Source organism: Lentisalinibacter sediminis, assembly GCF_040706615.1.
GTDB lineage: Bacteria > Pseudomonadota > Gammaproteobacteria > Steroidobacterales > Woeseiaceae > Lentisalinibacter > Lentisalinibacter sediminis.
Window position 1 is genome coordinate 291,770 of sequence record NZ_JAPDRF010000001.1, and the last position, 22,361, is coordinate 314,130.

The 22,361-nt window shown below is 68.1% G+C and carries 24 protein-coding genes and 1 tRNA gene; 21 read left to right on the top strand and 4 right to left on the bottom strand.

Annotated elements, in window-relative coordinates; genetic code table 11:
• Positions 1–21: 21 nt before the first annotated feature.
• Positions 22–438, top strand: coding sequence for a secondary thiamine-phosphate synthase enzyme YjbQ (locus ACJMKX_RS01415; RefSeq protein ID WP_405220258.1), 417 nt, complete (start codon positions 22–24; stop codon positions 436–438).
• A gap of 6 nt (positions 439–444) precedes the next feature.
• Here ACJMKX_RS01415 and ACJMKX_RS01420 read toward each other — a convergent pair whose 3' ends face one another.
• The gene (locus tag ACJMKX_RS01420) at positions 445–903 is read right to left on the bottom strand and encodes a peroxiredoxin (protein ID WP_405220259.1); all 459 of its coding nucleotides are present in this window, start codon (positions 901–903) and stop codon (positions 445–447) included.
• Between the two features lie 13 nt (positions 904–916).
• Positions 917–1,378 carry a GNAT family N-acetyltransferase gene (locus ACJMKX_RS01425; RefSeq protein WP_405220260.1) on the bottom strand — a complete coding sequence of 154 codons (462 nt, stop codon included), beginning with the start codon at positions 1,376–1,378 and terminating at the stop codon, positions 917–919.
• A 123-nt stretch (positions 1,379–1,501) separates the two neighbouring features.
• Between ACJMKX_RS01425 and ACJMKX_RS01430 the strand changes: the two genes are divergently transcribed.
• The 5 genes from ACJMKX_RS01430 to ACJMKX_RS01450 all read left to right on the top strand — a co-directional run bounded on the left by ACJMKX_RS01430 (position 1,502) and on the right by ACJMKX_RS01450 (position 4,622).
• Positions 1,502–1,575: transfer RNA gene (locus ACJMKX_RS01430), tRNA-Arg, on the top strand.
• Positions 1,576–1,615: 40 nt separating this feature from the next.
• On the top strand, positions 1,616–2,695 hold the full coding sequence (locus ACJMKX_RS01435; RefSeq protein WP_405220261.1) for a DUF2855 family protein: 1,080 nt from the start codon (positions 1,616–1,618) through the stop codon (positions 2,693–2,695).
• Positions 2,692–3,393 (top strand): thiopurine S-methyltransferase, encoded by a 702-nt coding sequence (locus ACJMKX_RS01440; RefSeq protein ID WP_405220263.1) that lies wholly within the window; start codon positions 2,692–2,694, stop codon positions 3,391–3,393. Before ACJMKX_RS01435 ends, ACJMKX_RS01440 begins: the two co-directional genes overlap by 4 nt.
• Positions 3,394–3,504: 111 nt before the next feature.
• A complete protein-coding gene (locus tag ACJMKX_RS01445) occupies positions 3,505–4,146 on the top strand; it encodes an isochorismatase family protein (RefSeq protein WP_405220265.1) in 642 nt (213 codons plus the stop codon).
• Complete coding sequence (locus ACJMKX_RS01450; protein ID WP_405220267.1) at positions 4,143–4,622, top strand: c-type cytochrome; 480 nt, start codon at positions 4,143–4,145, stop codon at positions 4,620–4,622. Before ACJMKX_RS01445 ends, ACJMKX_RS01450 begins: the two co-directional genes overlap by 4 nt.
• Before the next feature lie 3 nt (positions 4,623–4,625).
• On the opposite strand, the gene ACJMKX_RS01455 is transcribed toward ACJMKX_RS01450, so the two are convergent.
• Positions 4,626–5,522, bottom strand: coding sequence for an alpha/beta fold hydrolase (locus tag ACJMKX_RS01455; RefSeq protein WP_405220269.1), 897 nt, complete (start codon positions 5,520–5,522; stop codon positions 4,626–4,628).
• Between the two features lie 226 nt (positions 5,523–5,748).
• Between ACJMKX_RS01455 and ACJMKX_RS01460 the strand changes: the two genes are divergently transcribed.
• The 4 genes from ACJMKX_RS01460 to lpdA all read left to right on the top strand — a co-directional run bounded on the left by ACJMKX_RS01460 (position 5,749) and on the right by lpdA (position 12,068).
• Positions 5,749–6,246: a DUF5658 family protein gene (locus ACJMKX_RS01460; protein WP_405220271.1), complete on the top strand. Its 498-nt coding sequence runs from the start codon at positions 5,749–5,751 to the stop codon at positions 6,244–6,246.
• 147 nt (positions 6,247–6,393) lie between these two features.
• Positions 6,394–9,249, top strand: a complete 2,856-nt coding sequence (locus tag ACJMKX_RS01465; RefSeq protein WP_405220273.1) for a 2-oxoglutarate dehydrogenase E1 component — start codon at positions 6,394–6,396, stop codon at positions 9,247–9,249.
• A 43-nt stretch (positions 9,250–9,292) separates the two neighbouring features.
• Entirely contained in the window at positions 9,293–10,588 is a 1,296-nt protein-coding gene (gene odhB, locus ACJMKX_RS01470) for a 2-oxoglutarate dehydrogenase complex dihydrolipoyllysine-residue succinyltransferase (protein ID WP_405220275.1), read from the top strand.
• 49 nt (positions 10,589–10,637) lie between these two features.
• Complete coding sequence (gene lpdA / locus ACJMKX_RS01475) at positions 10,638–12,068, top strand: dihydrolipoyl dehydrogenase (RefSeq protein ID WP_405220277.1); 1,431 nt, start codon at positions 10,638–10,640, stop codon at positions 12,066–12,068.
• A gap of 13 nt (positions 12,069–12,081) precedes the next feature.
• Here lpdA and ACJMKX_RS01480 read toward each other — a convergent pair whose 3' ends face one another.
• Positions 12,082–14,202, bottom strand: a complete 2,121-nt coding sequence (locus ACJMKX_RS01480) for a RelA/SpoT family protein (protein WP_405220279.1) — start codon at positions 14,200–14,202, stop codon at positions 12,082–12,084.
• Positions 14,203–14,307: 105 nt separating this feature from the next.
• On the opposite strand from ACJMKX_RS01480, the gene ACJMKX_RS01485 reads away from it, so the two are divergent.
• The 11 genes from ACJMKX_RS01485 (at position 14,308) to pal (ending at position 22,330) form a co-directional block, all read left to right on the top strand.
• The gene (locus ACJMKX_RS01485) at positions 14,308–14,883 is read left to right on the top strand and encodes a YfaZ family outer membrane protein (RefSeq protein ID WP_405220281.1); all 576 of its coding nucleotides are present in this window, start codon (positions 14,308–14,310) and stop codon (positions 14,881–14,883) included.
• Between the two features lie 27 nt (positions 14,884–14,910).
• Positions 14,911–15,654: a YebC/PmpR family DNA-binding transcriptional regulator gene (locus ACJMKX_RS01490; protein WP_405220283.1), complete on the top strand. Its 744-nt coding sequence runs from the start codon at positions 14,911–14,913 to the stop codon at positions 15,652–15,654.
• A gap of 24 nt (positions 15,655–15,678) precedes the next feature.
• A complete protein-coding gene (gene ruvC / locus ACJMKX_RS01495) occupies positions 15,679–16,185 on the top strand; it encodes a crossover junction endodeoxyribonuclease RuvC (protein ID WP_405220285.1) in 507 nt (168 codons plus the stop codon).
• Positions 16,182–16,778: a Holliday junction branch migration protein RuvA gene (gene ruvA, locus ACJMKX_RS01500; RefSeq protein WP_405220287.1), complete on the top strand. Its 597-nt coding sequence runs from the start codon at positions 16,182–16,184 to the stop codon at positions 16,776–16,778. The genes ruvC and ruvA overlap by 4 nt, the downstream gene beginning before the upstream one ends.
• A gap of 4 nt (positions 16,779–16,782) precedes the next feature.
• Entirely contained in the window at positions 16,783–17,835 is a 1,053-nt protein-coding gene (gene ruvB / locus ACJMKX_RS01505; RefSeq protein ID WP_405220289.1) for a Holliday junction branch migration DNA helicase RuvB, read from the top strand.
• A 14-nt stretch (positions 17,836–17,849) separates the two neighbouring features.
• Positions 17,850–18,281, top strand: coding sequence for a tol-pal system-associated acyl-CoA thioesterase (ybgC, locus tag ACJMKX_RS01510; RefSeq protein ID WP_405220291.1), 432 nt, complete (start codon positions 17,850–17,852; stop codon positions 18,279–18,281).
• Entirely contained in the window at positions 18,278–18,973 is a 696-nt protein-coding gene (gene tolQ / locus ACJMKX_RS01515) for a protein TolQ (RefSeq protein ID WP_405220293.1), read from the top strand. The genes ybgC and tolQ overlap by 4 nt, the downstream gene beginning before the upstream one ends.
• 2 nt (positions 18,974–18,975) lie before the next feature.
• A complete protein-coding gene (gene tolR / locus ACJMKX_RS01520) occupies positions 18,976–19,413 on the top strand; it encodes a protein TolR (protein ID WP_405220295.1) in 438 nt (145 codons plus the stop codon).
• 19 nt (positions 19,414–19,432) lie between these two features.
• A complete protein-coding gene (gene tolA / locus ACJMKX_RS01525) occupies positions 19,433–20,335 on the top strand; it encodes a cell envelope integrity protein TolA (RefSeq protein WP_405220297.1) in 903 nt (300 codons plus the stop codon).
• A 51-nt stretch (positions 20,336–20,386) separates the two neighbouring features.
• The gene (tolB, locus tag ACJMKX_RS01530) at positions 20,387–21,685 is read left to right on the top strand and encodes a Tol-Pal system beta propeller repeat protein TolB (protein ID WP_405220299.1); all 1,299 of its coding nucleotides are present in this window, start codon (positions 20,387–20,389) and stop codon (positions 21,683–21,685) included.
• A 99-nt stretch (positions 21,686–21,784) separates the two neighbouring features.
• Positions 21,785–22,330, top strand: a complete 546-nt coding sequence (gene pal, locus ACJMKX_RS01535) for a peptidoglycan-associated lipoprotein Pal (RefSeq protein WP_405220301.1) — start codon at positions 21,785–21,787, stop codon at positions 22,328–22,330.
• Positions 22,331–22,361: the final 31 nt, after the last annotated feature.

The window sequence follows — 22,361 nt, forward strand, 5'->3', positions numbered from 1 at the left end:
GTGCGAGCGGAGATCACAACCATGTTCCGGCAGAAGACGATCGAGTTCCGGACGTCGGGGCGGGAGACGCTGGACATCACCCGCGAGGTGGAGTCGGCGGTGGCGGAGAGCGGCATCGAGACCGGACTGGCGCATCTGTTCCTGCGCCACACCAGCGCCTCCATCATGCTGTGCGAGAACGCCGACCCCGCCGTGCGCGAGGACCTGGAGCGCTTCATGCAGCGGATCGCGCCCGACGGGGACCCGATGTTCCGGCATCGCTCGGAGGGGCCCGACGACATGCCGGCCCACGTGCGGACGGTCCTCACCCAGTCGGAGATGACCCTGCCGGTGGGTGGCGGGAACCTGCTGCTCGGCACCTGGCAGGGAATCTACCTCTGGGAGCACCGCCACGCCGGCCACCGGCGGCAGCTCACCGTGACCGTCTACGGAGAATGAGCCGGCCTAGCCGCCCGCGTTGAGGCGGATGGCGTTCTCGATGAAGCTGCGGTGCTTGCCGATCATGAGGTCGGCCTGCACGGCGTCGCCGATCTCGCCGTCGGCCGCGATCAGGTAGGTCACGCGTCGCACGCCGATGCCGAGCGGGCCGTCCGCGTCGTAGCGCCGGATCACTTCCTTGTCGGTATCGCAGAGCAGCTTGAAGGGCAGCTCGTGCTTGTCGCGGAAGCGCCGGTGGCTGTCGGCGTCCTGTGGGCTCACGCCCGTCACCTGGAGTCCCGCCGCCGCGAGCTCGCCGTGGATGTCGCGGATATCGCAGGCCTCTTTCGTGCAGCCCGGCGTGAAGTCTGCCGGATAGAAATAGAGGATCAGCGGTCCGTCGGCAAGCAGGTCGGAGAGCGAGACGGGATTGCCGTCCGCGTCCGGCAGTGTGAACTCCGGTGCGCGTGTTCCAGGCTTCAGCATGGCTGGGTGCTCCTCAGTGGTCTTCGAAAATGTCTTCCATGACCCGGTAGCCGCCGTCCTCCATGCCCATGGCCTCGTAGACGTGCCGGGCCCGTTCGTTGCGGTCGTCGACGTAGAGCCGCAGTCCGCCGATGCCGGGCGTCTCGCGGGCCAGCCTCTCGACGTGGCGGTACAGGGCGGAGAAAACGCCGCGGCCTCTCGCCGCGGGGCGGACGTAGACGCTCTGGATCCACCACAGCATGCCGTTGCGCCAGTCGCTCCATTCCCGCGTGGTCATGATCTGGCCGACGACCTCGCCATCCTGTTCGGCGAGCCAGTAGCGGCCGAGGGAGGAATCGGCCAGCAGGGCCGCGACGCCGGCGGACACGGTGGCCGGGTCCAGTGTGATGTCTTCCGACTCCGCCGCCAGCAGCCGATTGAATTCCGCGATGATGGCTGCGTCCGCCGGTTCGGCATCTCGGATGCGGAGGGTCATGGGGTCTCCGTGGAGTCTCGCGTCGATCGTTGCGTTCATGATACCGGCTGGCGAGGCTCGGGTGGGCATGCGGTGGTGCCCCTGTTCCGGCGGATGGTTCTGCTAGAATGCGGCCTCGGCAGGGCCCCGGTAGCTCAGCAGGATAGAGCATCAGATTCCTAATCTGAGGGTCACAGGTTCGAATCCTGTCCGGGGCGCGTTTCTCCTGCCGCGCGCATCGCCCGACGGAGTCCGTTCATGAAGGTATTCGAAGTCAGAAAAGACCGCCTCGACGAAACCCGGATGGTGCAGCGGGATTTCCCCTCCGTGGGCGACGGCGAGGTACTTCTCTCGGTGGACCGCTACGCCTTCACGGCGAACAACATCACCTACGCGGTATTCGGGGAGACGATGCATTACTGGGATTTCTTCCCGGCGGACGAGGAGGGCTGGGGCATCGTACCGGTCTGGGGATTCGCCGACGTGGTGGCCTCGCGTTGCGAGGGCATCGAGCCCGGCGAGCGCTTCTACGGCTACTACCCGATGGCCAGCCACGTGAAGGTCAGGCCCGGACGGGTCGGAAAGTCCGGGTTCTCGGACGTCTCTGCGCACCGCCGCGAGCTGCCGGAGGTATACAACCGCTATACCCGTACCAGCGCCGACCCGGCCTACCGGGAAGCCCTGGAGGCGCAGCAGATGCTGTACCGGCCGCTGTTCATGACGTCGTTCCTGCTGGACGACTTTCTTGCCGAGGCGGACTTCTTCGGGGCGAGAGAGGCGGTGCTCACCAGCGCCTCCAGCAAGACGGCATTCGGCCTGGCGTTCCTCCTGCAGCGCAACCGCAAGCCGGGCATCGAGATCCGCGGCCTGACCTCGCCGTCCAACCTCGATTTCGTCAACGGCCTCGGCTGCTACGACACCGCGCATCCCTACGACGCGATCCACGAGCTGCCGGGCGAGCATCGCACCCTGCTGGTCGATTTCGCCGGCAATACCGGCCTGCGTCGCGCCATCCACGAACATTACGGAGAGTCGCTCGCCTACAGCTGCTCCGTCGGCGCTTCCCATTGGGATCAGGCGGCGGGCGGCGGCGAGCTGCCGGGCCCGAAACCAACCCTGTTCTTCGCACCCTCCTGGGTGGAGAAGCGGATGAAGGACTGGGGCCCCGGCGGCATCGAACAGCGTGTGTCCATCGCCTGGCAGGCATTCCTCGAGGCCTCCCGCGACTGGCTGGAGATCCGCGAGGCGAGCGGCGACGAAACGCTGGAGCGGGTGTATCAGCAGACCCTCGCGGGCGACATGCCGCCGGGTGTGGGCCAGATCGTCGTTATGGCATGACCGGGGCGGGGACGGACCTCGAGCAGCAGCTCGAGCACGACAAGGCCGCCTGGCACGAGCGCTGGCAGGACGGCAAGACGGGTTTCCACAACGATAGCGTCAATCCGCATCTGGCGGAGTACTGGCCCGGCTTCGGGCTGCCGGCGGGCTCGCGCGTGTTCGTGCCGCTGGCCGGCAAATCCCTGGATCTTCTGTGGCTGGCCGAGCACGGCTACCGGGTGGTGGCGAACGAGCTGAGCCCGCTGGCCGTCGAGGCGTTTTTCGAAGGGGCGGGGATCAAGGCGTCGCGCCGCCACATGGGACCCCTCGAGATCTGGTCCCATGGGCTCATCACCGTGCTCTGCGGCGACTACTTCGATCTGGATGCGGCCGTCACCGGCCGCCTGGATGCCTGTTACGACCGTGCGGCACTGGTCGCCCTGCCATCTGCACTACGACACCGCTACATCGAGCGGCAAGCCATGCTGCTGCCGGCGGGCGCGCCGGTGTTGCTGATCAGTCTGGACTACCCGCAGGAGGAGATGGAGGGGCCCCCGTTTTCCGTGCCGCAGGCGGAGGTCCGGAAACTGGCGGCCGGCCGTTTCGCGGTGGAGGTCCTGGCCTCGGGCATGGACATGCTGGCCGACAACCAGCGCTTCGCGGAGCGTGGTGTGACGCGCATGGAAGAGAGCGTGTACCGGTTGGTGCGCAGCGGCTGAACGGCCGCCGGCGCCGGGTTAGAATCCGGCGTCTCCCGGCGACAAGGCGACGACGCCGGGGCGACGAGGGCAGGGCGAAAACGGCAGGGCGAAGACGACAAGGGAGGCGAGATGAGCGACAAGTACCGTGAAGTGGGTTACAGCAGCGGCGTCATCGAGTACGGAGAACGCCCCGCGGTGGTGGTGGTGGACTTCCAGCTCGCCTTCACCGATGACGCCTACCCCCTCGGCGGGCTGCCGATGATCGACCGCGCCGTGGACCGCACCGCAGAGCTGCTGCGCGTGGCCCGGGAATGCGGCGTGCCCGTCGCGAAGTGTTTCACCGCCTACGACAGTCCCCGGGACTTGCCCCACTGGAAGGTGCAGGCCGTGCACGACCAGTTCTACTTCGGCCATCCCTGCACGGCCATGGACCCGCGCGTGGACGACCCCGACTACGATTTCAACTTCGCCAAGAGCGCACCCTCGATCTTCTTCCTGACGCCGCTGACCACCTTCCTGCACAAGGAGCGGGTGGACTCGGTGATCGTCACGGGCTGCACCACCAGCGGCTGCGTGCGGGCCTCCGTGGTGGATGCCTTCTCGCACGGCTACCGGGTGTTCGTGCCGACCGATTGCAGCGGCGATGTGGACGAGGGCCCGCATCAGTCCAACCTGGCCGACGTCGGCAAGCGCTACTGCGAACTCACTGACGCGGCCGCCATGATGGAGTGGTTCCGCGGCGGCCGTGCGCTCGAGGGCCGACGCGCATGAGGCGGGCGACGAGCCCGACCCTAGCGCTGGCGATGCTGCTGCTGGCCGGCTGCGGCGCCGGCACGGACAGCGCGGATCGCCAGCCGGCGGTGACCGCCGCCGGACTGGGTGAGCAGACCGTGCTGTCCGTGGCCGAGTATCTCGAGCAGCCGGCCTATGCCGGGGCGGACCTCGAGCGCGGTCGCAGCCTGTACCTGCAGTGCCGGGCCTGCCACACGATCGAGGAGGGCGGGAGCAACCTGGCCGGGCCCAATCTGCACGGGATCTTCGGCAGCCCGGCGGCGGCCATCGAGGACTTCCCGTATTCGGAGGCCCTGGGCGAGGCGGATTTCGTCTGGACACCGCGCGCGATGGATGCCTGGATCACCAACCCCTGGCTGTTCCTGCCGGGTAACCGGATGAGCTACGGTGGCATGCGCCGGCCGGAGGACCGCCGCGACCTGATCGCGTGGATGCTGCGGGCCAGCGACGAGTGAGGCTCAGGGGCCGACGGAGCCCGTTGCCATCACCGCCGTCCAGCTGTCGATGAAGCGGCGGAGCTCCCGGGCGAAGCGTTCGGGCTTCTCCATCATCAGGAAGTGCCCGGTGCCCTCGACGATCACCAGCTTGAACCCGGGCTGCGCGCGGCGCAGCGCCTCGGTATCGGTGGGCCGGATATCGGCGTTGATCGTGCCGACCGGTACCTCCAGCGCGGTCAGGGCGGCCGACTCGTCGTAGCGCGCAAGGCTCTCCAGCGCCGGCACCGAGACGCTGACCGTGGCCGCTGCCATGTCCCGCCGTATCCAGTCCTCGAGTTCGGGCTCCGTGGAAGGCGCGAAGAAGACCGGGTCGAGTCTGCGCAGCGCCTTGCCGAGGTTGCGCCGGAACGGCTCCAGCTGAGTATCGAGGTCGGCCGGCGGTGTCTCCTCGACCGCCTGGAAGGTGTCCACGCCGACGACGCCCACGACCCGGCGGGACAGGCGCCCGGCCGCTTCCACGGCCACGGGACCGCCCATGGAATGCCCGACCAGCACCACACGCCTCAGGTCCAGGCGCCGCACGACCGCGGCCACGTCCTCACCGAAGGCGCCGATGGTCCAGGCCCGCCGGTCGGCACCCGACTCGCCGTGCCCGCCCAGGTCCACGGCGACCAGGTGGTAGTCGTCCTCCAGCACCGCCATTGCCGGCTCCCAGTAGCGGCGGTCGCAGTTCCAGCCGTGGATCAGCACCAGTGTGGGGGCGCCGGCGCGCCGGCCGCGCTCCTCCCAGGCGATGGAGACGCCGCCCGCGCCTTCGGCCCGATCCGCCGCAGTTATCGTCCCGTCCGGCATGCCGCTACAACCCGCCGCCAGTGTCAGCCATCCGATAAGCAGCAGGATGGAGACTATTTTCTTCATTTGCTACAACCACTTGCATCAATTTATTCAGGCGCATTCTCGAAAAAGTGTCTCGTCTTAGGGCTTCCCTGTGGCCCCATGGCCCGGCGTCGGACATTCTTACAAACCCGTCACGCTACGGCGACCCCCTCGCGGCTAAGCCACTGTCGGAGGCCGATAATCGGAAAACGGTCTGGTTATTGCATCGTTACGGTGCGACTGCAGAGCCGAGAGGAGAGCCGGACCCATGCGCCGAATCAGTCCCCCTGTCACCATCCCCGTCACCGCCGGCGCCGCGCCGCTGGAGCGTCGGGGCCCGGACAGGCGACGATTCGGCTGGCGCACGGTACTCCACGGCTTCTTCCGATCGCGGCGGCGCCGGGCGAGGCGGGACGGCGACCGCCGGCACCCGTTCAGCGACTGGCACCATCCCTGGCTCCTGTTCCTCGGCATCGGGGTAATGGTGATGAGCGCGACGGATGCGTTCCTGACGTTGCTGCTGCTCGAGCACGGTGCGGTGGAGGCGAACCCGTTCATGCGTGTCCTTATCCACGCGGATATCCAGTGGTTCGTCGGCATCAAATTGACCCTGACCGGCCTCGGTCTGATGCTGCTCGTCTACGCCAGTCGGGTGCTGCTGTTCCGCCGGATCCGGGTGGGGCTGCTGATCACCGGGTTTTTCTGCGGCTATGCGTGCCTGATCTGCTACGAGTATCTCGGCCTGCTGGCGCTTGGCATCGTCTAGGCGGATTCGCCCGTACCTGTGACCCGGTGCTTTCCCTGCGGGAAGCCCATCCGCTAAACTAGCGCAATAGTTACCGTTCGTTATCGTTGACCGCTGTATGCTGTTCGCTGCGGGCTGCCACGCGGCCCCTGCGGGGTTCCTTTTGCTATGTCACAGTCGCTGAAAGAGCAGTACGCGTCCTCGCCGCTCTTTGGCAGTAATGCCAGTGCCGTAGAGGCCCTCTACGAGCAATACCTTGATGACCCGGACAGCGTCCCCGAGCGCTGGCGGCGTTATTTCGGCGAGATCACCCCCGATTCGGACGGCGAGGTGCCCCACGGCCCGATCCGCGACGCCTTCCGTGAGCGCTCGCTGGCCGCCGGCGGCAACGGGCGCGCCGGCACGGCCGTCTCGCGGGGCCGCACCCGCGCGATAACGGCCAGCGAAAAGCAGGCTGCCGTCTCTCGCCTCATCCAGGTCTACAGCCTGCGCGGGCACCAGATTGCGGACCTCGATCCGCTGGGGCTGCAGGACCGCCATGTGCCGGCGGTCCTCAAGTTCGACTTCCTGGGACTGAGCGACGCCGACCTGGACGACGAGTTCTACACCGGCGGCCTCGCGGGCACCGGGCACGAGCGCATGAAGCTGCGCGACATCCTGGCGCTGCTGCGCAAGATCTACTGCGGCAAGATCGGCTCCGAGTTCGCGCACATCTCCCGCGCGCGGGAGCGGCTGTGGCTGCGCGAGCGCTTCGAACGCGGCATGGCCGAGGATCACCTGGACGTTGAGCAGCGCCGTTGGCTGATGGAGCAGCTGACCCGCGCCGAGGGCATCGAGCGCTATCTGCACACCCGTTACGTGGGCCAGAAACGCTTCTCGCTGGAGGGCGGCGAGAGCCTGATCCCGCTGCTCGACGACCTGATCCAGCGCGGCGGCGAGGGCGGCATCAAGGAAGTGGTCATCGGCATGGCCCACCGCGGCCGCATCAACGTGCTGGTCAACCTCCTGGGCAAGAGCCCGGAGGAGCTGTTCTCGGAGTTCGAGGGCAAGGTGGACCTGGAGAGCCTCTCCGGCTCCGGCGACGTGAAGTACCACATGGGCTTCTCCTCGGACATCCGCACCGCCGGCGGCAATGTCCACATCGCGCTCGCCTTCAATCCGTCGCATCTCGAGATCGTCAACCCGGTGGTGGAGGGCTCGGTGCGCGCGCGCCAGCAGCGCCGGGGCGACCTGGACCGCAACGAGATCCTGCCCGTGCTGATCCACGGCGACGCGGCTTTCGCCGGCCAGGGCGTCGTCACCGAGACCTTCCAGATGTCCCAGGCGCGGGGTTTCCGCACCGGCGGCACGGTGCACATCGTGGTGAACAACCAGATCGGTTTCACCACCAGCGACCCGTCGGACGCCCGCTCCACGCCCTACTGCAGCGACGTCGCCAAGATGATCGAGGCGCCGGTCTTCCACGTGAACGCGGACGACCCGGAGGCCGTGGTGTTCGTCAGCCGGCTGGCGCTGGCCTATCGCCAGCATTTCAAGAAGGACGTGGTCATCGATCTGGTGTGTTACCGCCGCCACGGCCACAACGAGGCCGACGAGCCGGCGGCCACGCAGCCCGTGATGTACGGCCGCATCCGCGAGCATCCGACCACCCGCGAGATCTACGCCCGCCAGCTGAAGGAGGCGGAGATCGTCGACGACGATGCGCTGAAGCAGATGACCGATGCCTACCGCAGCCGTCTGGACGAGGGCCAGCCGGTGCCGCAGGCGGCGCTCGGCATGATCGGCAACGAGTTCACCGTGGACTGGACCGGATACCGGGATGCCGACTGGGACCAGCAGGTCGTCACTGCCCTCGGCATCGAGCGCGTGGACACGCTGGCCGAGCACATCGTCACGCTGCCGGACGACTTCCAGCTGCACAGTCGGGTCAAACGGATCATCGACGACCGCCGCAAGATGGGGCAGGGCGAGCTGGAGATGGACTGGGGCTTCGCCGAGACCATGGCCTATGCCTCGCTGATCGAGGACGGCTACGACGTGCGGGTTACCGGCCAGGACAGCGGCAGGGGCACCTTCTTCCATCGCCATGCGGTGTTGCACAACCAGCCGGATGCGCGCGAGTACGTGCCGCTGAAGCACATCGCGGACCGGCCAGGCGCCTTCACCGTGATCGATTCGCTGCTCTCCGAGGAGGCGGTGCTGGGCTTCGAGTACGGCTTCTCCACCACCGACCCGAACGCCCTGGTCATCTGGGAGGCACAGTTCGGCGACTTCTGCAACGGCGCCCAGGTGGTCATCGACCAGTTCATCAGTTCGGGCGAGGCGAAGTGGGGCCGGCTCTGCGGTCTGACACTATTCCTGCCCCACGGCTACGAAGGCCAGGGCCCGGAGCACTCCTCGGCGCGGCTGGAGCGTTTCCTGCAGCTCTGCGCCGAGCACAACATGCAGGTGTGCGTGCCCTCCACTCCGGCGCAGATGTTCCACATGCTGCGCCGCCAGATGCTGCGCTCGTTCCGCAAGCCGCTGATCGTGATGACGCCCAAGAGCCTGCTGCGCCACAAGCTCTCCGTCTCGCCGCTCACCGACCTGAGCGAGGGCCGCTTCCAGGCGCTGATACCCGAGGTGGATGCCATCGAGCGGGACAAGGTGCACCGGGTGATCTTCTGCAGCGGCAAGGTGTATTTCGACCTGTTGCAGGCGCGCCGGGAGCACGAGATCGACGACGTCGCCATCGTGCGCATCGAGCAGCTTTATCCCTTCCCCATCGACCAGTACGCCGAGATCCTGCAGCACTATTCCCGGGCCGAAGAAGTCGTCTGGTGTCAGGAGGAGCCGCAGAATCAGGGCGCCTGGTACCAGATCCGCCATCGTCTGCAGGAACCGCTGCGCTCCCGTCACACGCTGTTCTACGCGGGCCGTTCCCATGCGGCGGCGCCGGCCTCGGGCATCTTCAAGCTGCACGTCAAGCAGCAGGAGGCGCTGGTCGCGGCCGCCCTCGGCCTCGGGAACGACGGCGAGGACTGAGCCCGCCAACCTCAACACGCAAACCCATCGGAATCCACGAACAATGAGCATCGAAGTCAAAGTTCCCCAGTTACCCGAATCGGTCTCGGACGCCACGCTCGTCTCCTGGCACAAGCAGGAGGGCGATCGCGTCTCCCGGGACGAGAACCTGGTGGACCTGGAGACCGACAAGGTCGTGCTGGAAGTGCCGGCGCCGGCCGACGGTACGCTGAAGGAGATCAAGATCGGCGACGGCACGACGGTCACCAGCGGCGAGGTGCTGGCGCTGCTCGAGGAAGGCGAAGGCGGCGGCGAAGCCGACAAAGGCGACAAGGGCGCCGGTAAGGAAGACGAGGGCGGCAAAGACAAGGCCGCTGCCGAGGCAACGAAGAAGAAAGACGAAGAGAGCGGCAAGGAGAAGGCCGACGAGGAACCGGAAGAAGAGGAGCCCGAGGCGGAGGGCCGCGGCGCCCGCAAGCTCAGCCCCTCCGTGCGGCGCATGATCGAGGAGCACGATCTCGACCCGGACGACATCGAGGCCAGCGGTCGCGGCGGGCGCATCACCAAGGCCGACGTGCAGCGGCATCTGGAGTCGCTGGATCACGACACCGCGCCGGAGGACACGCCTGCCGAAGGCGAGGCCTACCCGGCGTCGGGCGGGCGCACCGAGGAGCGGGTGCCGATGACCCGTCTGCGGGCGCGGATCGCCGAGCGCATGGTGGAGGCCCAGCAGGCGGCCGCCATGCTCACTACGTTCAACGAGGCCGACATGACGGCCATCATGGAGCTGCGCTCCCGCTACAAGGACAGCTTCGCCGATCAGCACGAGGTAAAGCTCGGCTTCATGTCGTTCTTCGTGCGTGCCGCGGTCGAGGCGCTCAGGAAGTTCCCGGTGGTCAACGCTTCCGTGGAAGACAAGGACATCATCTACCACGACTACCAGGACATCGGCATCGCCGTGTCCACCGACCGTGGCCTGCTGGTGCCGGTGCTGAGGGATGCCGGCCGGATGAGCCTGGCGGACATCGAGAAGGCCATCAACGACTATGGCAAGCGGGCCCGGGAAGGCAATATCGGCATCGACGACCTGACCGGCGGCACGTTCACCATCACCAACGGCGGCATCTTCGGCTCGATGATGTCGACGCCCATCCTCAACCCGCCCCAGAGCGCCATCCTCGGCATGCATGCCATCCAGGAGCGGCCGATGGCCGTGGACGGCAAGGTGGAGATCCGGCCGATGATGTATCTGGCGCTGACCTACGACCACCGCATCATCGACGGCCGCGAGGCCGTCCAGTTCCTCGTCAGCATCAAGCAGTCGCTGGAGGATCCGGCGCGCCTGCTGCTGCAGGTCTGAACCGGCGTCTGCCGCGGCGGACCCACACAAGAGACAACCAGGACAGGGAATGAGCAACAAGTACGACGTAATCGTGATCGGCGGCGGACCCGGCGGCTATCCGGCGGCTATCCGCGCCGCGCAGAACGGCATGAACGTGGCCTGCATCGACGCCTGGGAGAACTACGACGGCAGCCACGCCTTCGGCGGCACCTGCCTGAATGCGGGCTGCATTCCGTCCAAGGCGCTGCTGGAGTCTTCCGAGCTCTGGCACCGGGCGGAACACGAATTCGCCGCCCATGGTATTGGCACCGGCAAGCTGAAGCTGGACCTGGCCGCGATGCAGAAGCGCAAGGCCGGCATCGTGCAGCAGCTCACCGGCGGCATCGGCGCGCTGTTCAAGTCCAACAAGGTCACCGGCCTGGTGGGCCACGGCAGGCTGCTGGCCGGCCGCAAGGTGGAGTTCACGCCGAAGGACGGCGGCGACGCGCAGACCCTGGAAGCCGACCACGTCGTCCTCGCCAGCGGCTCCGCGCCGGTGGAACTGGGCGCCGTGCCCTTCGACGGCGAGACCATCGTCGACTCCTGGGGCGCGCTCGAGTTCGAGAGCGTGCCGAAGCGCCTCGGCGTCATCGGCGCCGGCGTCATCGGCCTCGAGCTCGGCAGCGTGTGGGGCCGGCTGGGCGCCGAGGTGGTGATGCTGGAGGCCATGGAGGACTTCCTCTGGATGGCGGACCACGACATCGCGAAAGCCGCGCAGCGCCAGTTCAAGAAGCAGGGCCTCGACATCCGCCTGGGCACGAAGGTGACCGGCACGGAGTCCGGCAAGAACGGCGTCACCCTCGTTTTCGAGGAAAAGGGCGAAGAGCAGCGCCTGGAGTTCGACAAGGTCATCGTCTCCGTCGGCCGCCGGCCGTACACGGAGGACCTGCTGGCCGATGACGCCGGCGTGGAGCTGGACGAGAGGGGCTTCATCAAGGTGGACGAGGAGTGCCGCACGGGAGTCTCCGGCGTCTACGCGGTCGGCGACTGCGTGCGCGGCCCGATGCTGGCCCACAAGGCCACCGAGGAGGGCGTCATGGCCGCGGATCTCATCGCCGGCAAGGTCGCCGAGGTGAACTACAACGCCATTCCGTCGGTCATCTACACGGCACCCGAGGTGGCCTGGGTGGGCCGGACCGAGGCCGAGGTCAAGGAGAGCGGGCGCCCGTACAAGACCGGCTCCTTCCAGTTCGCCGCGAACGGCCGGGCCAAGGCCATGGAGCAGACCGCCGGGCTGGTGAAGATGGTCTCCGCCTCCGACGACGACGAGCTGCTGGGCGTGCACATCGTCGGCCCCATGGCCGGCGAGCTGATCGGCGAGCTCGTGCTGGCGATGGAGTTTTCGGCGAGCACCGAGGATATCCAGCGCACCGTGCATGCGCACCCGACGCTGTCGGAATCGGTGCACGAGGCCGCGCTGGCCGTCGACGGCAGGGCAATCCACGCCATCAACCGCTGACCGTTCGCGCCGGTCACGCGTCGCGGCGCACGCTGATCACGTTCGGCAGGCGCTCCAGGCGGCTGAGCGTCCGGCTCAGCGTCTCGAGATCCGGCACCTCCACGCTGAGTTCGATGCTGGCCTTGCGGCTGCGCCGGTCGGTATCCGAGCGCGAGCCGATGATGCCGATGTGCTCGTCGCTCAGCACGCTGGAGATATCCCGCAGCAGGCCGTCCCGGTTCCAGGCCTCGATGCGCAGCTCCACCGGGTAGCGCGCCTCGTCGTCCTCGCCCCATTCCACCTCGATGATGCGGCTTGCCTGCTCCTCCATCAGCCGCAGCAGGTTGCGGCAGTCGCGGCGGTGGATACTCACCCCGCGGCCCACCGTGATGTAGCCCAGAATCGGCTCCGGCGGGACGGGGCCGCAGCAGCGCGCCAGGTTGCTCATGAGATCGCCCACGCCGCGCACCCGGATATCGCCGCCGCCCGTGGGTCGCCGCCGGCGCCGCCGCACCGGCAGCGGCTCCGGTTCCTGTGCGGTGAGCTGTTGGGCGGCATTCGCCACCCCCGAGGCCGTGAGATCGCCCGTGCCGAGGGCCACGTAGAGCGCGTCCGCATTCTCCTGCTTCAGCTGCGCCGCGATGTCGGCGACCGGCAGTGACTTCAGATTCAGGCGCGAGAGCTCCCGCTCCAGGATCTCGCGACCCTGTTTCCTGTTCTGCTCCCGGTCCTGGCGGCGGAACCAGGCCCGTACCTTCGCGCGGTTGCGAGCCGAGGCGAGAAAGCCGAGCCGGGGCACCAGCCAGTCGCGGCTGGGGGAGGGCTTCGAAGCGGTGATGATGTCCACCTGGTCGCCGTTGCGGATCTGATAGCCCAGCGGGACGATGCGACCGTTCACCCGGGCGCCGCGGCAACGGTGGCCCACCTGGGTGTGAACCGAATAGGCGAAATCCAGCGGCGTGGCACCGGTCGGCAGGTCCACCACGTCGCCCCGCGGCGAGAACGCATACACCCGGTCCTCCATGATCTCCTCGCGCACCCGTTCCACGAAATCGTCGCCGGCCTCGGCCTCGGACGGCTCGAGCAGCTGGCGCAGCCAGCGCACTTTCTGCTCGAAGGCGCCTTCGCCCGAGCCGCCCTCCTTGTAACGCCAGTGGGCGGCCACGCCCAGTTCCGCATGGCGGTGCATCTCGTGGGTGCGTATCTGCACCTCCAGCGGCTGGCCGTGAGGGCCCATCACCGCGGTGTGCAGTGACTGGTAGAGGTTCTTTTTCGGGTTGGCGATGTAGTCGTCGAATTCCTGGGGCAGATAGCTCCAGAGGTTGTGCACGATGCCGAGGGCCGCGTAGCAGTCCCGCACGTCGTTGACGAAGATGCGCACGGCGAGGACGTCGAAGATCTTGTCCAGTTCGGTGTCCTTGCGCTGCATCTTCCGCCAGATGCTGTAGATGTGCTTGGGGCGGCCCGATATCTCCGCGTCGATGCCCGCCGCATCGAGTTCGGCGCGCAGACGCTCCCGCATCTCGCGGATGGTGGCCTCGCGCTCCTCGCGCCGCTGCTTGAGCTGGCGGGCGATACGCCGATAGGCGTCCGGCTCGAGGAAGCGGAAGGAGAGATCCTCCAGTTCCCACTTGAGCTGCCAGATGCCCAGGCGGTTGGCGAGCGGCGCGTAGATGTCACGGCACTGGGCCGCCATGCGCCGCTGGGACTCTGCCGGCGCGTCCTTTGCCTTGCGCAGGGACAGCAGGACGTCGGCGAGGCGCACCAGCACCACGCGGACGTCGCGGACGGCGGCCAGCAGCATGCGGCGCAGCCCCTCCGCCTGATCCGGAGCGAAGTCGGCCGGATCCTGCCCGTGCAGTTCCGGGCTCATCTCGGTGAGCTGCGCGAGGTCCGCGCACAGGGCGGCGGAGGGGCCCGGAAAGCGCGCTTTTACCTCCTCCAGATCGAGCACCCCGGCCTGCACCGCCGGGTAGATGGCGGCCGCATCGATGATCTCCGGCTCCATGCCGAGGCCGGCCACCAGACCGGCGAGTTCGCGGCAGCGGGCGCCGGCGGCCGGCTGGCCGGCGTCCTTGCACAGCCGGCCCAGCTCGTCCGCCAGGCTGCCGGTCCCCTCACTTTTCGCGCCGTGCGTATCCGTGCTCGCGTCCATGGCCGATCGTCTTATCGTGGATGTCTGAAGTGCCGAATATCGTTATCATAAACGCTGACCGGGCGTCGCGTTTGGGTACTACGCCTGCAATCTTCGAGGATCCATATGCTTTCCATGCTGAAACGGGTGCCGCTCGTGCTGGCGCCATTACTGCTCATGGCCGCGCCGTCTGCCGGCGCCGCCGACCTGGACATCAACGTCAACGACGACGCTGCCCGCCTGACCTATGCCTGGCAGGTGCCGGAGCGCAAGCTGCAGTTCGACGCCGGCTGGCTGCACCACCAGGACCGTGGCGACGTGGGTCATCTGGGCCTGCATCTGGTCGACCTGGCCTCCGGCGGCCGCAACCCCTTGCGGGGCGGACTGGGCGGCAAGATCTTCTACACCAACTCCGACCTGGTGGACGAGAGCGGGTTCGTGGTGGGCCTGGGCGGCTTCCTCGCCTACACCCTGCCCACCTACAATCGCTTCTCCGTGAGCGGCCACCTCTACTTTGCGCCCGACGTGCTGGCCTTCAGCGGCGCCGACGGCTACCAGGAGTTCGAGGCGCGCCTCAGCTACAACGTGCTGCGCGAGGCCGACATCTACCTGGGCGCCCGCTACAGCAAGGCCGACTTCGATGACCGCGGCGACCCGCTCATCGACAACGGCCTCCACGTCGGCATTCAGCTCCGTTTCTGATCGGCACGAGAGAGGAGCGAGACTGACATGGCCGGTCACAGCAAGTGGGCCAACATCCAGCACCGCAAAGGGGCCCAGGACAAGAAGCGCGGCAAGCTCTTCACGCGGCTGATCCGGGAGATCACCGTGGCCGCCCGCATGGGCGGCGGCGACATCGACGCCAATCCCCGGCTGCGGCTGGCAGTGGACAAGGCCAAGGCGCAGAGCATGCCGAAGGACAACATCGAGCGCGCCATCAAGCGCGGCTCCGGCGATCTCGAGGGCGACGACTACGAGGAGATCCGCTACGAAGGCTACGGCCCGGGCGGCGCAGCCGTGATGGTGGACTGCCTCACGGACAATCGGAACCGCACCGTGGCCGACGTGCGACACGCGTTCTCCAAGTACGGCGGCAATCTCGGCGCGGACGGCTCGGTGGCCTATCTGTTCAACCACTGCGGCCAGCTGCTGTATCCGCCGGGCAGCGACGAAGACGCCATCACGGAGGCGGCCATCCATGCGGCCGCGGAGGATGTGGTGGTGGCCGAGGACCACTCCATCGAGGTGTTGACCGACCCGGCGGAGTTCGAGTCGGTGCGCGACGCGATGGCGGCCGCCGGCTTCCCGCCGGAGGAGGCCGAGACGACCATGCGTGCCTCGACCAGTGCAGACCTGGAGGGCAAGGAGGCCGTCACCATGGTGAAGTTGCTGGAGGCGCTGGAGGACCTGGACGACGTGCAGAACGTCTACACCAATGCCGAAATCCCGGACGAGGCGTATGAGGCGGCCTGATCCGACGGCAACGCGGCGGGCGGGATGAACGCGCCCGTGCGCATCCTGGGCATCGACCCGGGTTCCCGTCTCACCGGCTACGGCGTGGTGGAGACCACCGGTGATCGCATCGCCTGGGTGCAGCACGGAGCCATCCGCACCAATGGAGACGACTTCCCCTCCCGGCTGGCACAGATCTATGCCGGTATCGGCGAGGTGCTCGAGACCTGGCGGCCGCAGGAAGTGGCCATCGAGCGCGTATTCGTCCATCGCAATGCGGACAGCGCGCTGAAGCTGGGCCATGCCCGCTCGGCCGCGATCTGCGCCACCTTCGCTTACACCGTGAGCCTGTACGAGTACGCGCCGCGGGCCGTGAAGCAGGCCGTGACCGGGCTGGGCGGCGCGGACAAGGAGCAGGTGGCGCGCATGGTGGGCATGCTGCTGGGCCTCAAGGGCGAGCTGCAGCCCGACGCCGCGGACGCGCTGGCGATCGCGATCTGCCACTCGAACAGCCGGCGGCTGAACACCCGGGTGGCGGGGGCGGGCCGGTGATCGGCTCCCTGCGCGGGCGGCTGGAGTCGAAGCAGCCGCCGTGGATCGTACTCGACGTGGGCGGGGTCGGCTACGAGGTGGAGACGCCGATGTCCACGTTCTTCCAGCTGCCGGAGACCGGCGCCGAGGTGCGGCTGCTCACCCATCTGCTGGTGCGCGACGATGCCCAGCAGCTGTACGGATTCGCCACCGAGGAGGAGCGGGCGCTGTTCCGCAACCTGCTGAAGGTGAGCGGTGTGGGCGCACGGATGGCACTGGCGCTCCTCTCCGGCATCAGCGTGGAGGGCTTCCGCCGCTGCGTGGAGTACGAGGACACGGCCAGCCTGGTGAAGGTGCCGGGCATCGGCAAGAAGACGGCCGAACGGCTGATCATCGAGATGCGCGACCGGGTGGCCGCGGTCGGCCCGTCCGGCGTGGCGGGCGCGCCGCCGGGGACTGCGCCACCGGAAGACGCGCGCGGCGAGGCCTCGACGGCACTGATGGCCCTGGGCTACCGTGCCGCAGAGGTGGCGAAGCTGCTGCGCCAGGTGGACACGGAGAACCTGAGCGCGGAGGAGATCATCCGCCAGGCGCTGCGTCAGGCGGCACGGTGAGGAGATGAACGGGAATAGCGATACCGAACAGGACCGGTTCATTGCCGCCGCGGCGAGCGGCGAGGACGCCGTGTTCGACCGCGCTATCCGGCCGAAGCGCCTCGTGGACTACGTGGGGCAGTCCGCCGTCAAGGAGCAGATGGAGATCTTCATCGAGGCCGCCCGCAAGCGCGGCGAGGCGCTCGATCACGTGCTGATCTTCGGCCCGCCCGGTCTCGGCAAGACCACGCTGGCCCACATCATTGCCAACGAGATGGGCGTGAACCTGCGCCAGACCGCGGGCCCGGTCCTGGAGCGCCCCGGCGACCTGGCCGCCATCCTCACCAACCTGGAGGAGCGCGACGTCCTGTTCGTCGACGAGATCCACCGCCTGAGCCCGGTCGTCGAGGAGGTACTTTACCCGGCGCTGGAGGACTTCCAGCTGGACATCATGATCGGCGAGGGCCCGGCGGCCCGTTCCATCAAGCTCGATCTGCCGCCGTTCACGCTGGTGGGCGCTACGACCCGGGCGGGGCTGCTCACCTCGCCGCTGCGGGACCGCTTCGGCATCGTCCAGCGGCTGGAGTTCTATACCACCGGCGACCTGGAGGCCATTGCGACGCGCTCTGCCGAGATACTGAATCTCGCCATCGAGCCGCCCGGCGCGCGCCAGATCGCCGCGCGCTCCCGCGGCACGCCCCGCATCGCCAACCGTCTGCTGCGCCGCGTGCGGGACTACGCCGAGGTGCGGTCCGACGGCGTGGTCACCGAGGCCGTGGCCCAGGCGGCCATGAACATGCTCGAGGTGGACCCGCACGGCTTCGACGCCATGGACCGCAAACTGCTCCTGACCGTGATCGAGAAGTTCGACGGCGGGCCCGTGGGCGTGGAGAGCCTGGCGGCGGCCATCGGCGAGGAGCGGGGCACCATCGAGGACGTGATCGAGCCCTATCTCATCCAGCAGGGCTTCATGATGCGCACCGCGCGGGGCCGGGTGGCTACTCGCAACGCTTATCTGCATTTCGGTCTGCCGGCGCCCGAATCCGAGGTGCCGCCCGATCTGTCCCTGTTCGACTAGCCGGGAAATCGTTGATGGATACCCAAAAGGCAGGCGCCGACGGCGTGTTCCACTGGCCCGTACGGGTCTATTACGAGGATACCGACGCCCAGGGGCTGGTATATTTCGCGAATTACTTCAAATACATGGAGCGAGCGCGCACCGAGTGGCTGCGCGCCCGCGGCATCGAGCAGGATCGGCTGCGCGCCGAGGAGAACCGCCTTTTCGTGGTGGTCGAGACGGGCGCGCGATTTGTGGTGCCGGCCCGCTTCAACGATGAACTCTGGGTGAGCGTCGAGCTCGAAGAGATAGCCCGGGCGAGTTTCCAGATGGCGCAGGAGATCCGCCGCGGCAGCCCCGACGGCGAGCTGCTGTGCACCGGCACCACCCGCGCCGCCTGCATCACCGCCGATTCCTATCGCCCGGCCCGCCTGCCCCGGACACTGCTGGAGGTTTCCACCGGATGACTACCGATTTCTCCTTTCTGCAACTCATCCTCGAGGCGAGCATCGTCGTCCAGGCGGTCATGGCGCTGCTGGTCGCGGCGTCGGTCTTCTCCTGGTTCATCATCGTCAAGAAGCGCCGCACCATCTCGAGCGCGGTGGGCATCGCCGACGAGTTCGAGGCCACTTTCTGGTCCGGGGGCGACCTGTCCTCGATGTACCAGGACCTCACCCGCCAGAGCGGCAGCCCGCAGGGCATGTCCGGCATCTTCGAGGCCGGCTTCCGCGAGTTCCGGCGGCTGCGCGGCCAGGAAGGCGTCGCGGCGGACAAGCTGGTGGAGGGCGCACGGCGCGGCATGCGCGTCACCCAGACCCGGGAGGTGGAGCGTCTCGAGCAGGGGCTGGCGAACCTCGCCACCATCGGCTCGACCAGCCCCTACGTCGGCCTGTTCGGCACGGTGTGGGGCATCATGAACTCCTTCAGCGCGCTGGGCGCCGGCACCCAGACGGCCACGCTGACCGCGGTGGCGCCCGGCATCGCCGAGGCGCTGGTGGCCACGGCCATGGGCCTGTTCGCCGCCATCCCGGCGGTGATCTTCTACAACCGCTACGCCGACCAGGTGGGCCGGCTGGAGAGCCGCTATGAGACCTTCGTGGAGGAGTTCCTGACCATCCTGGAGCGCCATGCGCACCGTGCGGCCACCGGAGGGCAGTAGCCATGGCGAAGAACCGGCGCCTGATGGGCGAGATCAACGTGGTGCCCTACATCGACGTGATGCTGGTGCTGCTGATCATCTTCATGGTGACGGCGCCGCTGCTCACCCAGGGCATCGAGGTGGAGCTGCCGAATGCCGCGGCCGAGCCGCTGGACCCGGAGCTCACCCAGGATGAACTCCCGCTGGTGCTCTCGGTCGATCGGGAGGGCAACCTGTATCTCAACGCGGGCGATAACGAGGACGCGCCCGTGGATGCGCGCACCGTGATCGCCCGCACCGCCGCCGTGCTGCGGCGGCGGCCCGAGACGCCGGTGCTGGTCAAGGCCGACCAGGCCGTGGCCTACGGACGGGTGGTGAACGCCATGGTGCTGCTGCAGCAGGGCGGCGCCGAGAAGGTGGGCTTCATCACGGACCCGCTGGACGACCCGATCGTCGACTGAGGAGAGGCAAGGCCGGATTTTGCGCGAGAACCTGATTCCGCTGGCGGTATCGTTACTGCTGCACGCAGCCGTGCTGGCAGCGTTGCTCGTGGGCGTCGATTTCCACCGGCCGCACAGCCCGCCCCAGCAGGTGGCGCTGCAGGCCACGGTGGTGGACGAGGCGGCCATCCGCGAGCAGATGCGTGAGCTCGAGGAGGCGGAGGAACGGGATCGCAGGGAACGCGCGGCCGAAGAGCAGCGGCTGCGCGAGCAGGCCGAGGCGGCGCGGCGCGAGCGCGAGCAGGAGCAGCAGCGGCTGGAGGAGGCCCGCAGGGAACGGGAGCGGGCGGAGCAGCAGGCGGCGGAGGCCGAGCGCCAGCGTCAGGTGCAGGAGCAGCGGCTGGCCGAGGAGGCGGCCCGCAAGGCCGCGGAAGAGCAGGCCGCCCGCGAGGAGCGGGAGCGTCTGGAGCGGATCCGGCGCGAGCGTGAGGCCGAGGAGGCCAGACTCGCCGAGATCCAGCGCCAGAAGGAAGAAGCCGAGCGCCGGCGCCAGGAAGAGGAGCGCAAGCGCCGCGAGGCCGAGGAGGCGCGCCGCCAGGCGGAGCGCGAGGCGGAGCTGCAGCGCCTGATGCAGGCGGAGGAGGAACGGCGCAGTGCCGTGGAGTCGGGGCTGCTGGACCAGTACATGGCCGTGATCCGCCAGACGGTGGAGCGCAACTGGGTCAAGCCGGCGACGGCCCGCTCGGGCATCGAGTGCGAGGTGCTGTTGACCCAGCTGCCCAGCCGCGACATCGTCAATGTGCGCTTCGGCGAGTGCAACGCGGATGCGACCGTGCGCCGTTCCATCGAGGCGGCGGTGATGAAGTCCTCGCCGCTGCCGCCGCCGCCGGACCGCAGCCTGTTCGAGCGCAACTTGCGATTCATATTCAGACCTGAACAATAGTGGCGACGGCGCCCGCCGGGAGGCGGGCGCCCTTCGCTTGGAGCACACATAATGAAACGAGCGCTGATTCTCATCGCGCTGATGGCCTGTGCCGGACCGGTCCGGGCCGAGCTGACCATCGAGATCACCCAGGGCGCCGGCCAGGCCGTGCCCGTGGCCGTGGTGCCCTTCGGCTGGGACGGTCCCGGCGAGGCGCCGCTGGACGTCGCGGCGGTGATCGGCGCGGATCTGGCCCGCAGCGGGCGTTTCGAGCCGCTGGAGCGGCGCGACATGCTGGCGCGGCCCACCCGCGGCGTGGAGATCGACTTCGACGACTGGCGCATGGTGGGCAGCGACCTGATCGTGGTGGGGCGCCTGGTCCGCGAGGCCGAGGACGACTACACCATCGAGTTCCAGCTGTTCGACATCCTGCGCGGCGAGCAGCTGGTGGGTTACCGCATGCCGGCCTCGAAGCGGGGCCTGCGTCTCGCGGCGCACCGGGCGGCCGACATGATCTTCGAGGAGATCACGGGCATCCCCGGCGTGTTCGCCACGCGCATCGCCTACATCACCGCCGAGGGCGAGGATGCCACCAACCGCACCTATCGCCTGATCGTCTCGGATGCGGACGGCGCCAACCAGTACACCATCGTCGAGTCGGCGCAGCCGCTCATGTCGCCGACGTGGTCGCCGGACGGGCGGCGCATCGCCTACGTGTCCTTCGAGGGCAACCGTTCGGCCGTGTGGGTGCAGACGCTCCGGACCGGCAACCGCCAGCGGCTGTCCCGGGAGCAGGGCATCAACGGCGCGCCGGCCTGGTCGCCGGACGGTCGGCGCATCGCGCTGACGCTGTCGGGCGCCGACGGCAACCCGGATATCTGGCTGCTGACGGTGGCCAGCGGCGAGAAGCGGCGGCTGACCACCAACCCTGCCATCGACACCGAGGCGGCATGGGCGCCGGACGGCAAGTCCATCTATTTCACGTCGGACCGCAGCGGCGGACCGCAGATCTACCGGGTCGGCATCGACGGCGGCAATGCCAGTCGCGTGACGTTCGAGGGCCGCTATAATGCGCGTCCGAGGATTTCGCCGGACGGCAGCAAGCTCGCCGTCGTGCACGACGACCGGGGCAACTACCGCATCGCCGTGTACGACCTGGAGAACGATCTGTTTCAGGTGTTGTCCGATGGCAGGCTGGACGAGTCGCCGGATTTCGCGCCCAACGGAGCCACGCTGATCTATGCGACGCGGCAGGGCGATCGGGGCGTGCTGGCCACGGTCTCCGTGGACGGCACGGTGAAGCAGCGGCTCGCTTCAACCGGCGGCGACGTGCGCGAACCGGTCTGGTCGCCGTTCCGGCGAAATTATTAGGTAAAATCGGCTTAATGCCTGTAATCTATTGATTTTTATGTCCCAGTGGCCCCGTCCCGACGAGAGTGACCGGCGCCGCTTCCCAACCGAGGAACCGAGATGAAGATGAACCGAATCCTGGCCGTGGCCGTACTCGCGCTCGCCGTCGGCGCGTGCGGTGGCCGCTCCAACACGCTGCCCGCCACCGACACGGTCGACGACGTGCCGCCGGGAACCGCCTCCAGCGCCAGCAGTTCCGGTGCCGGCAGCGCCGGCGGGCGCGCCGGCAGCGCCATCGCCGACGACCGGCTGGACGACGAGACCCGCGCCTACCTGGACGACCTGGTGGTCTACTTCGAGTTCGACCGCAGCGAAGTGCAGCCGCAGTTCACCGACCTGCTGGCCGCCCACGCGCGCAACCTGGCCGCGAACCCGCGTATCGAAGTTCGCCTGGAGGGGCACGCCGACGAGCGGGGATCCCGCGAGTACAACATCGGCCTCGGCGAGCGCCGCGCACAGGCCGTGCGCCGCATCCTGCTGATCCAGGGGGCTTCCGCCGGGCAGATCACCACGGTGAGCTACGGCGAGGAGCGGCCCGCGGAGCCGGGGAGCACCGAGTCGGCCTACGCGAAGAACCGCCGCGTCGAGATCGTCTATCAGAACTGACAGGGAAGATCGGGCCCACACGGATGAAAGA

Bases quoted from the DNA above. Each gene is read 5' to 3' on its own strand.
- ACJMKX_RS01445 (WP_405220265.1), top strand. From the start codon at position 3,505: ATGAGCGACAAGTACCGTGAAGTGGGTTACAGCAGCGGCGTCATCGAG.
- ACJMKX_RS01435 (WP_405220261.1), top strand. From the start codon at position 1,616: ATGAAGGTATTCGAAGTCAGAAAAGACCGCCTCGACGAAACCCGGATG.
- ACJMKX_RS01415 (WP_405220258.1), top strand. From the start codon at position 22: ATGTTCCGGCAGAAGACGATCGAGTTCCGGACGTCGGGGCGGGAGACG.
- ACJMKX_RS01440 (WP_405220263.1), top strand. From the start codon at position 2,692: ATGACCGGGGCGGGGACGGACCTCGAGCAGCAGCTCGAGCACGACAAG.
- ACJMKX_RS01490 (WP_405220283.1), top strand. From the start codon at position 14,911: ATGGCCGGTCACAGCAAGTGGGCCAACATCCAGCACCGCAAAGGGGCC.
- pal (WP_405220301.1), top strand. From the start codon at position 21,785: ATGAAGATGAACCGAATCCTGGCCGTGGCCGTACTCGCGCTCGCCGTC.
- tolR (WP_405220295.1), top strand. From the start codon at position 18,976: ATGGCGAAGAACCGGCGCCTGATGGGCGAGATCAACGTGGTGCCCTAC.
- ybgC (WP_405220291.1), top strand. From the start codon at position 17,850: ATGGATACCCAAAAGGCAGGCGCCGACGGCGTGTTCCACTGGCCCGTA.
- ACJMKX_RS01480 (WP_405220279.1), bottom strand. From the start codon at position 14,202: ATGGACGCGAGCACGGATACGCACGGCGCGAAAAGTGAGGGGACCGGC.
- lpdA (WP_405220277.1), top strand. From the start codon at position 10,638: ATGAGCAACAAGTACGACGTAATCGTGATCGGCGGCGGACCCGGCGGC.
- ACJMKX_RS01485 (WP_405220281.1), top strand. From the start codon at position 14,308: ATGCTTTCCATGCTGAAACGGGTGCCGCTCGTGCTGGCGCCATTACTG.
- ruvC (WP_405220285.1), top strand. From the start codon at position 15,679: ATGAACGCGCCCGTGCGCATCCTGGGCATCGACCCGGGTTCCCGTCTC.
- tolQ (WP_405220293.1), top strand. From the start codon at position 18,278: ATGACTACCGATTTCTCCTTTCTGCAACTCATCCTCGAGGCGAGCATC.
- odhB (WP_405220275.1), top strand. From the start codon at position 9,293: ATGAGCATCGAAGTCAAAGTTCCCCAGTTACCCGAATCGGTCTCGGAC.
- ACJMKX_RS01425 (WP_405220260.1), bottom strand. From the start codon at position 1,378: ATGACCCTCCGCATCCGAGATGCCGAACCGGCGGACGCAGCCATCATC.
- ACJMKX_RS01420 (WP_405220259.1), bottom strand. From the start codon at position 903: ATGCTGAAGCCTGGAACACGCGCACCGGAGTTCACACTGCCGGACGCG.
- ruvB (WP_405220289.1), top strand. From the start codon at position 16,783: ATGAACGGGAATAGCGATACCGAACAGGACCGGTTCATTGCCGCCGCG.
- tolB (WP_405220299.1), top strand. From the start codon at position 20,387: ATGAAACGAGCGCTGATTCTCATCGCGCTGATGGCCTGTGCCGGACCG.
- ACJMKX_RS01465 (WP_405220273.1), top strand. From the start codon at position 6,394: ATGTCACAGTCGCTGAAAGAGCAGTACGCGTCCTCGCCGCTCTTTGGC.
- ACJMKX_RS01460 (WP_405220271.1), top strand. From the start codon at position 5,749: ATGCGCCGAATCAGTCCCCCTGTCACCATCCCCGTCACCGCCGGCGCC.
- ACJMKX_RS01450 (WP_405220267.1), top strand. From the start codon at position 4,143: ATGAGGCGGGCGACGAGCCCGACCCTAGCGCTGGCGATGCTGCTGCTG.
- ACJMKX_RS01455 (WP_405220269.1), bottom strand. From the start codon at position 5,522: ATGAAGAAAATAGTCTCCATCCTGCTGCTTATCGGATGGCTGACACTG.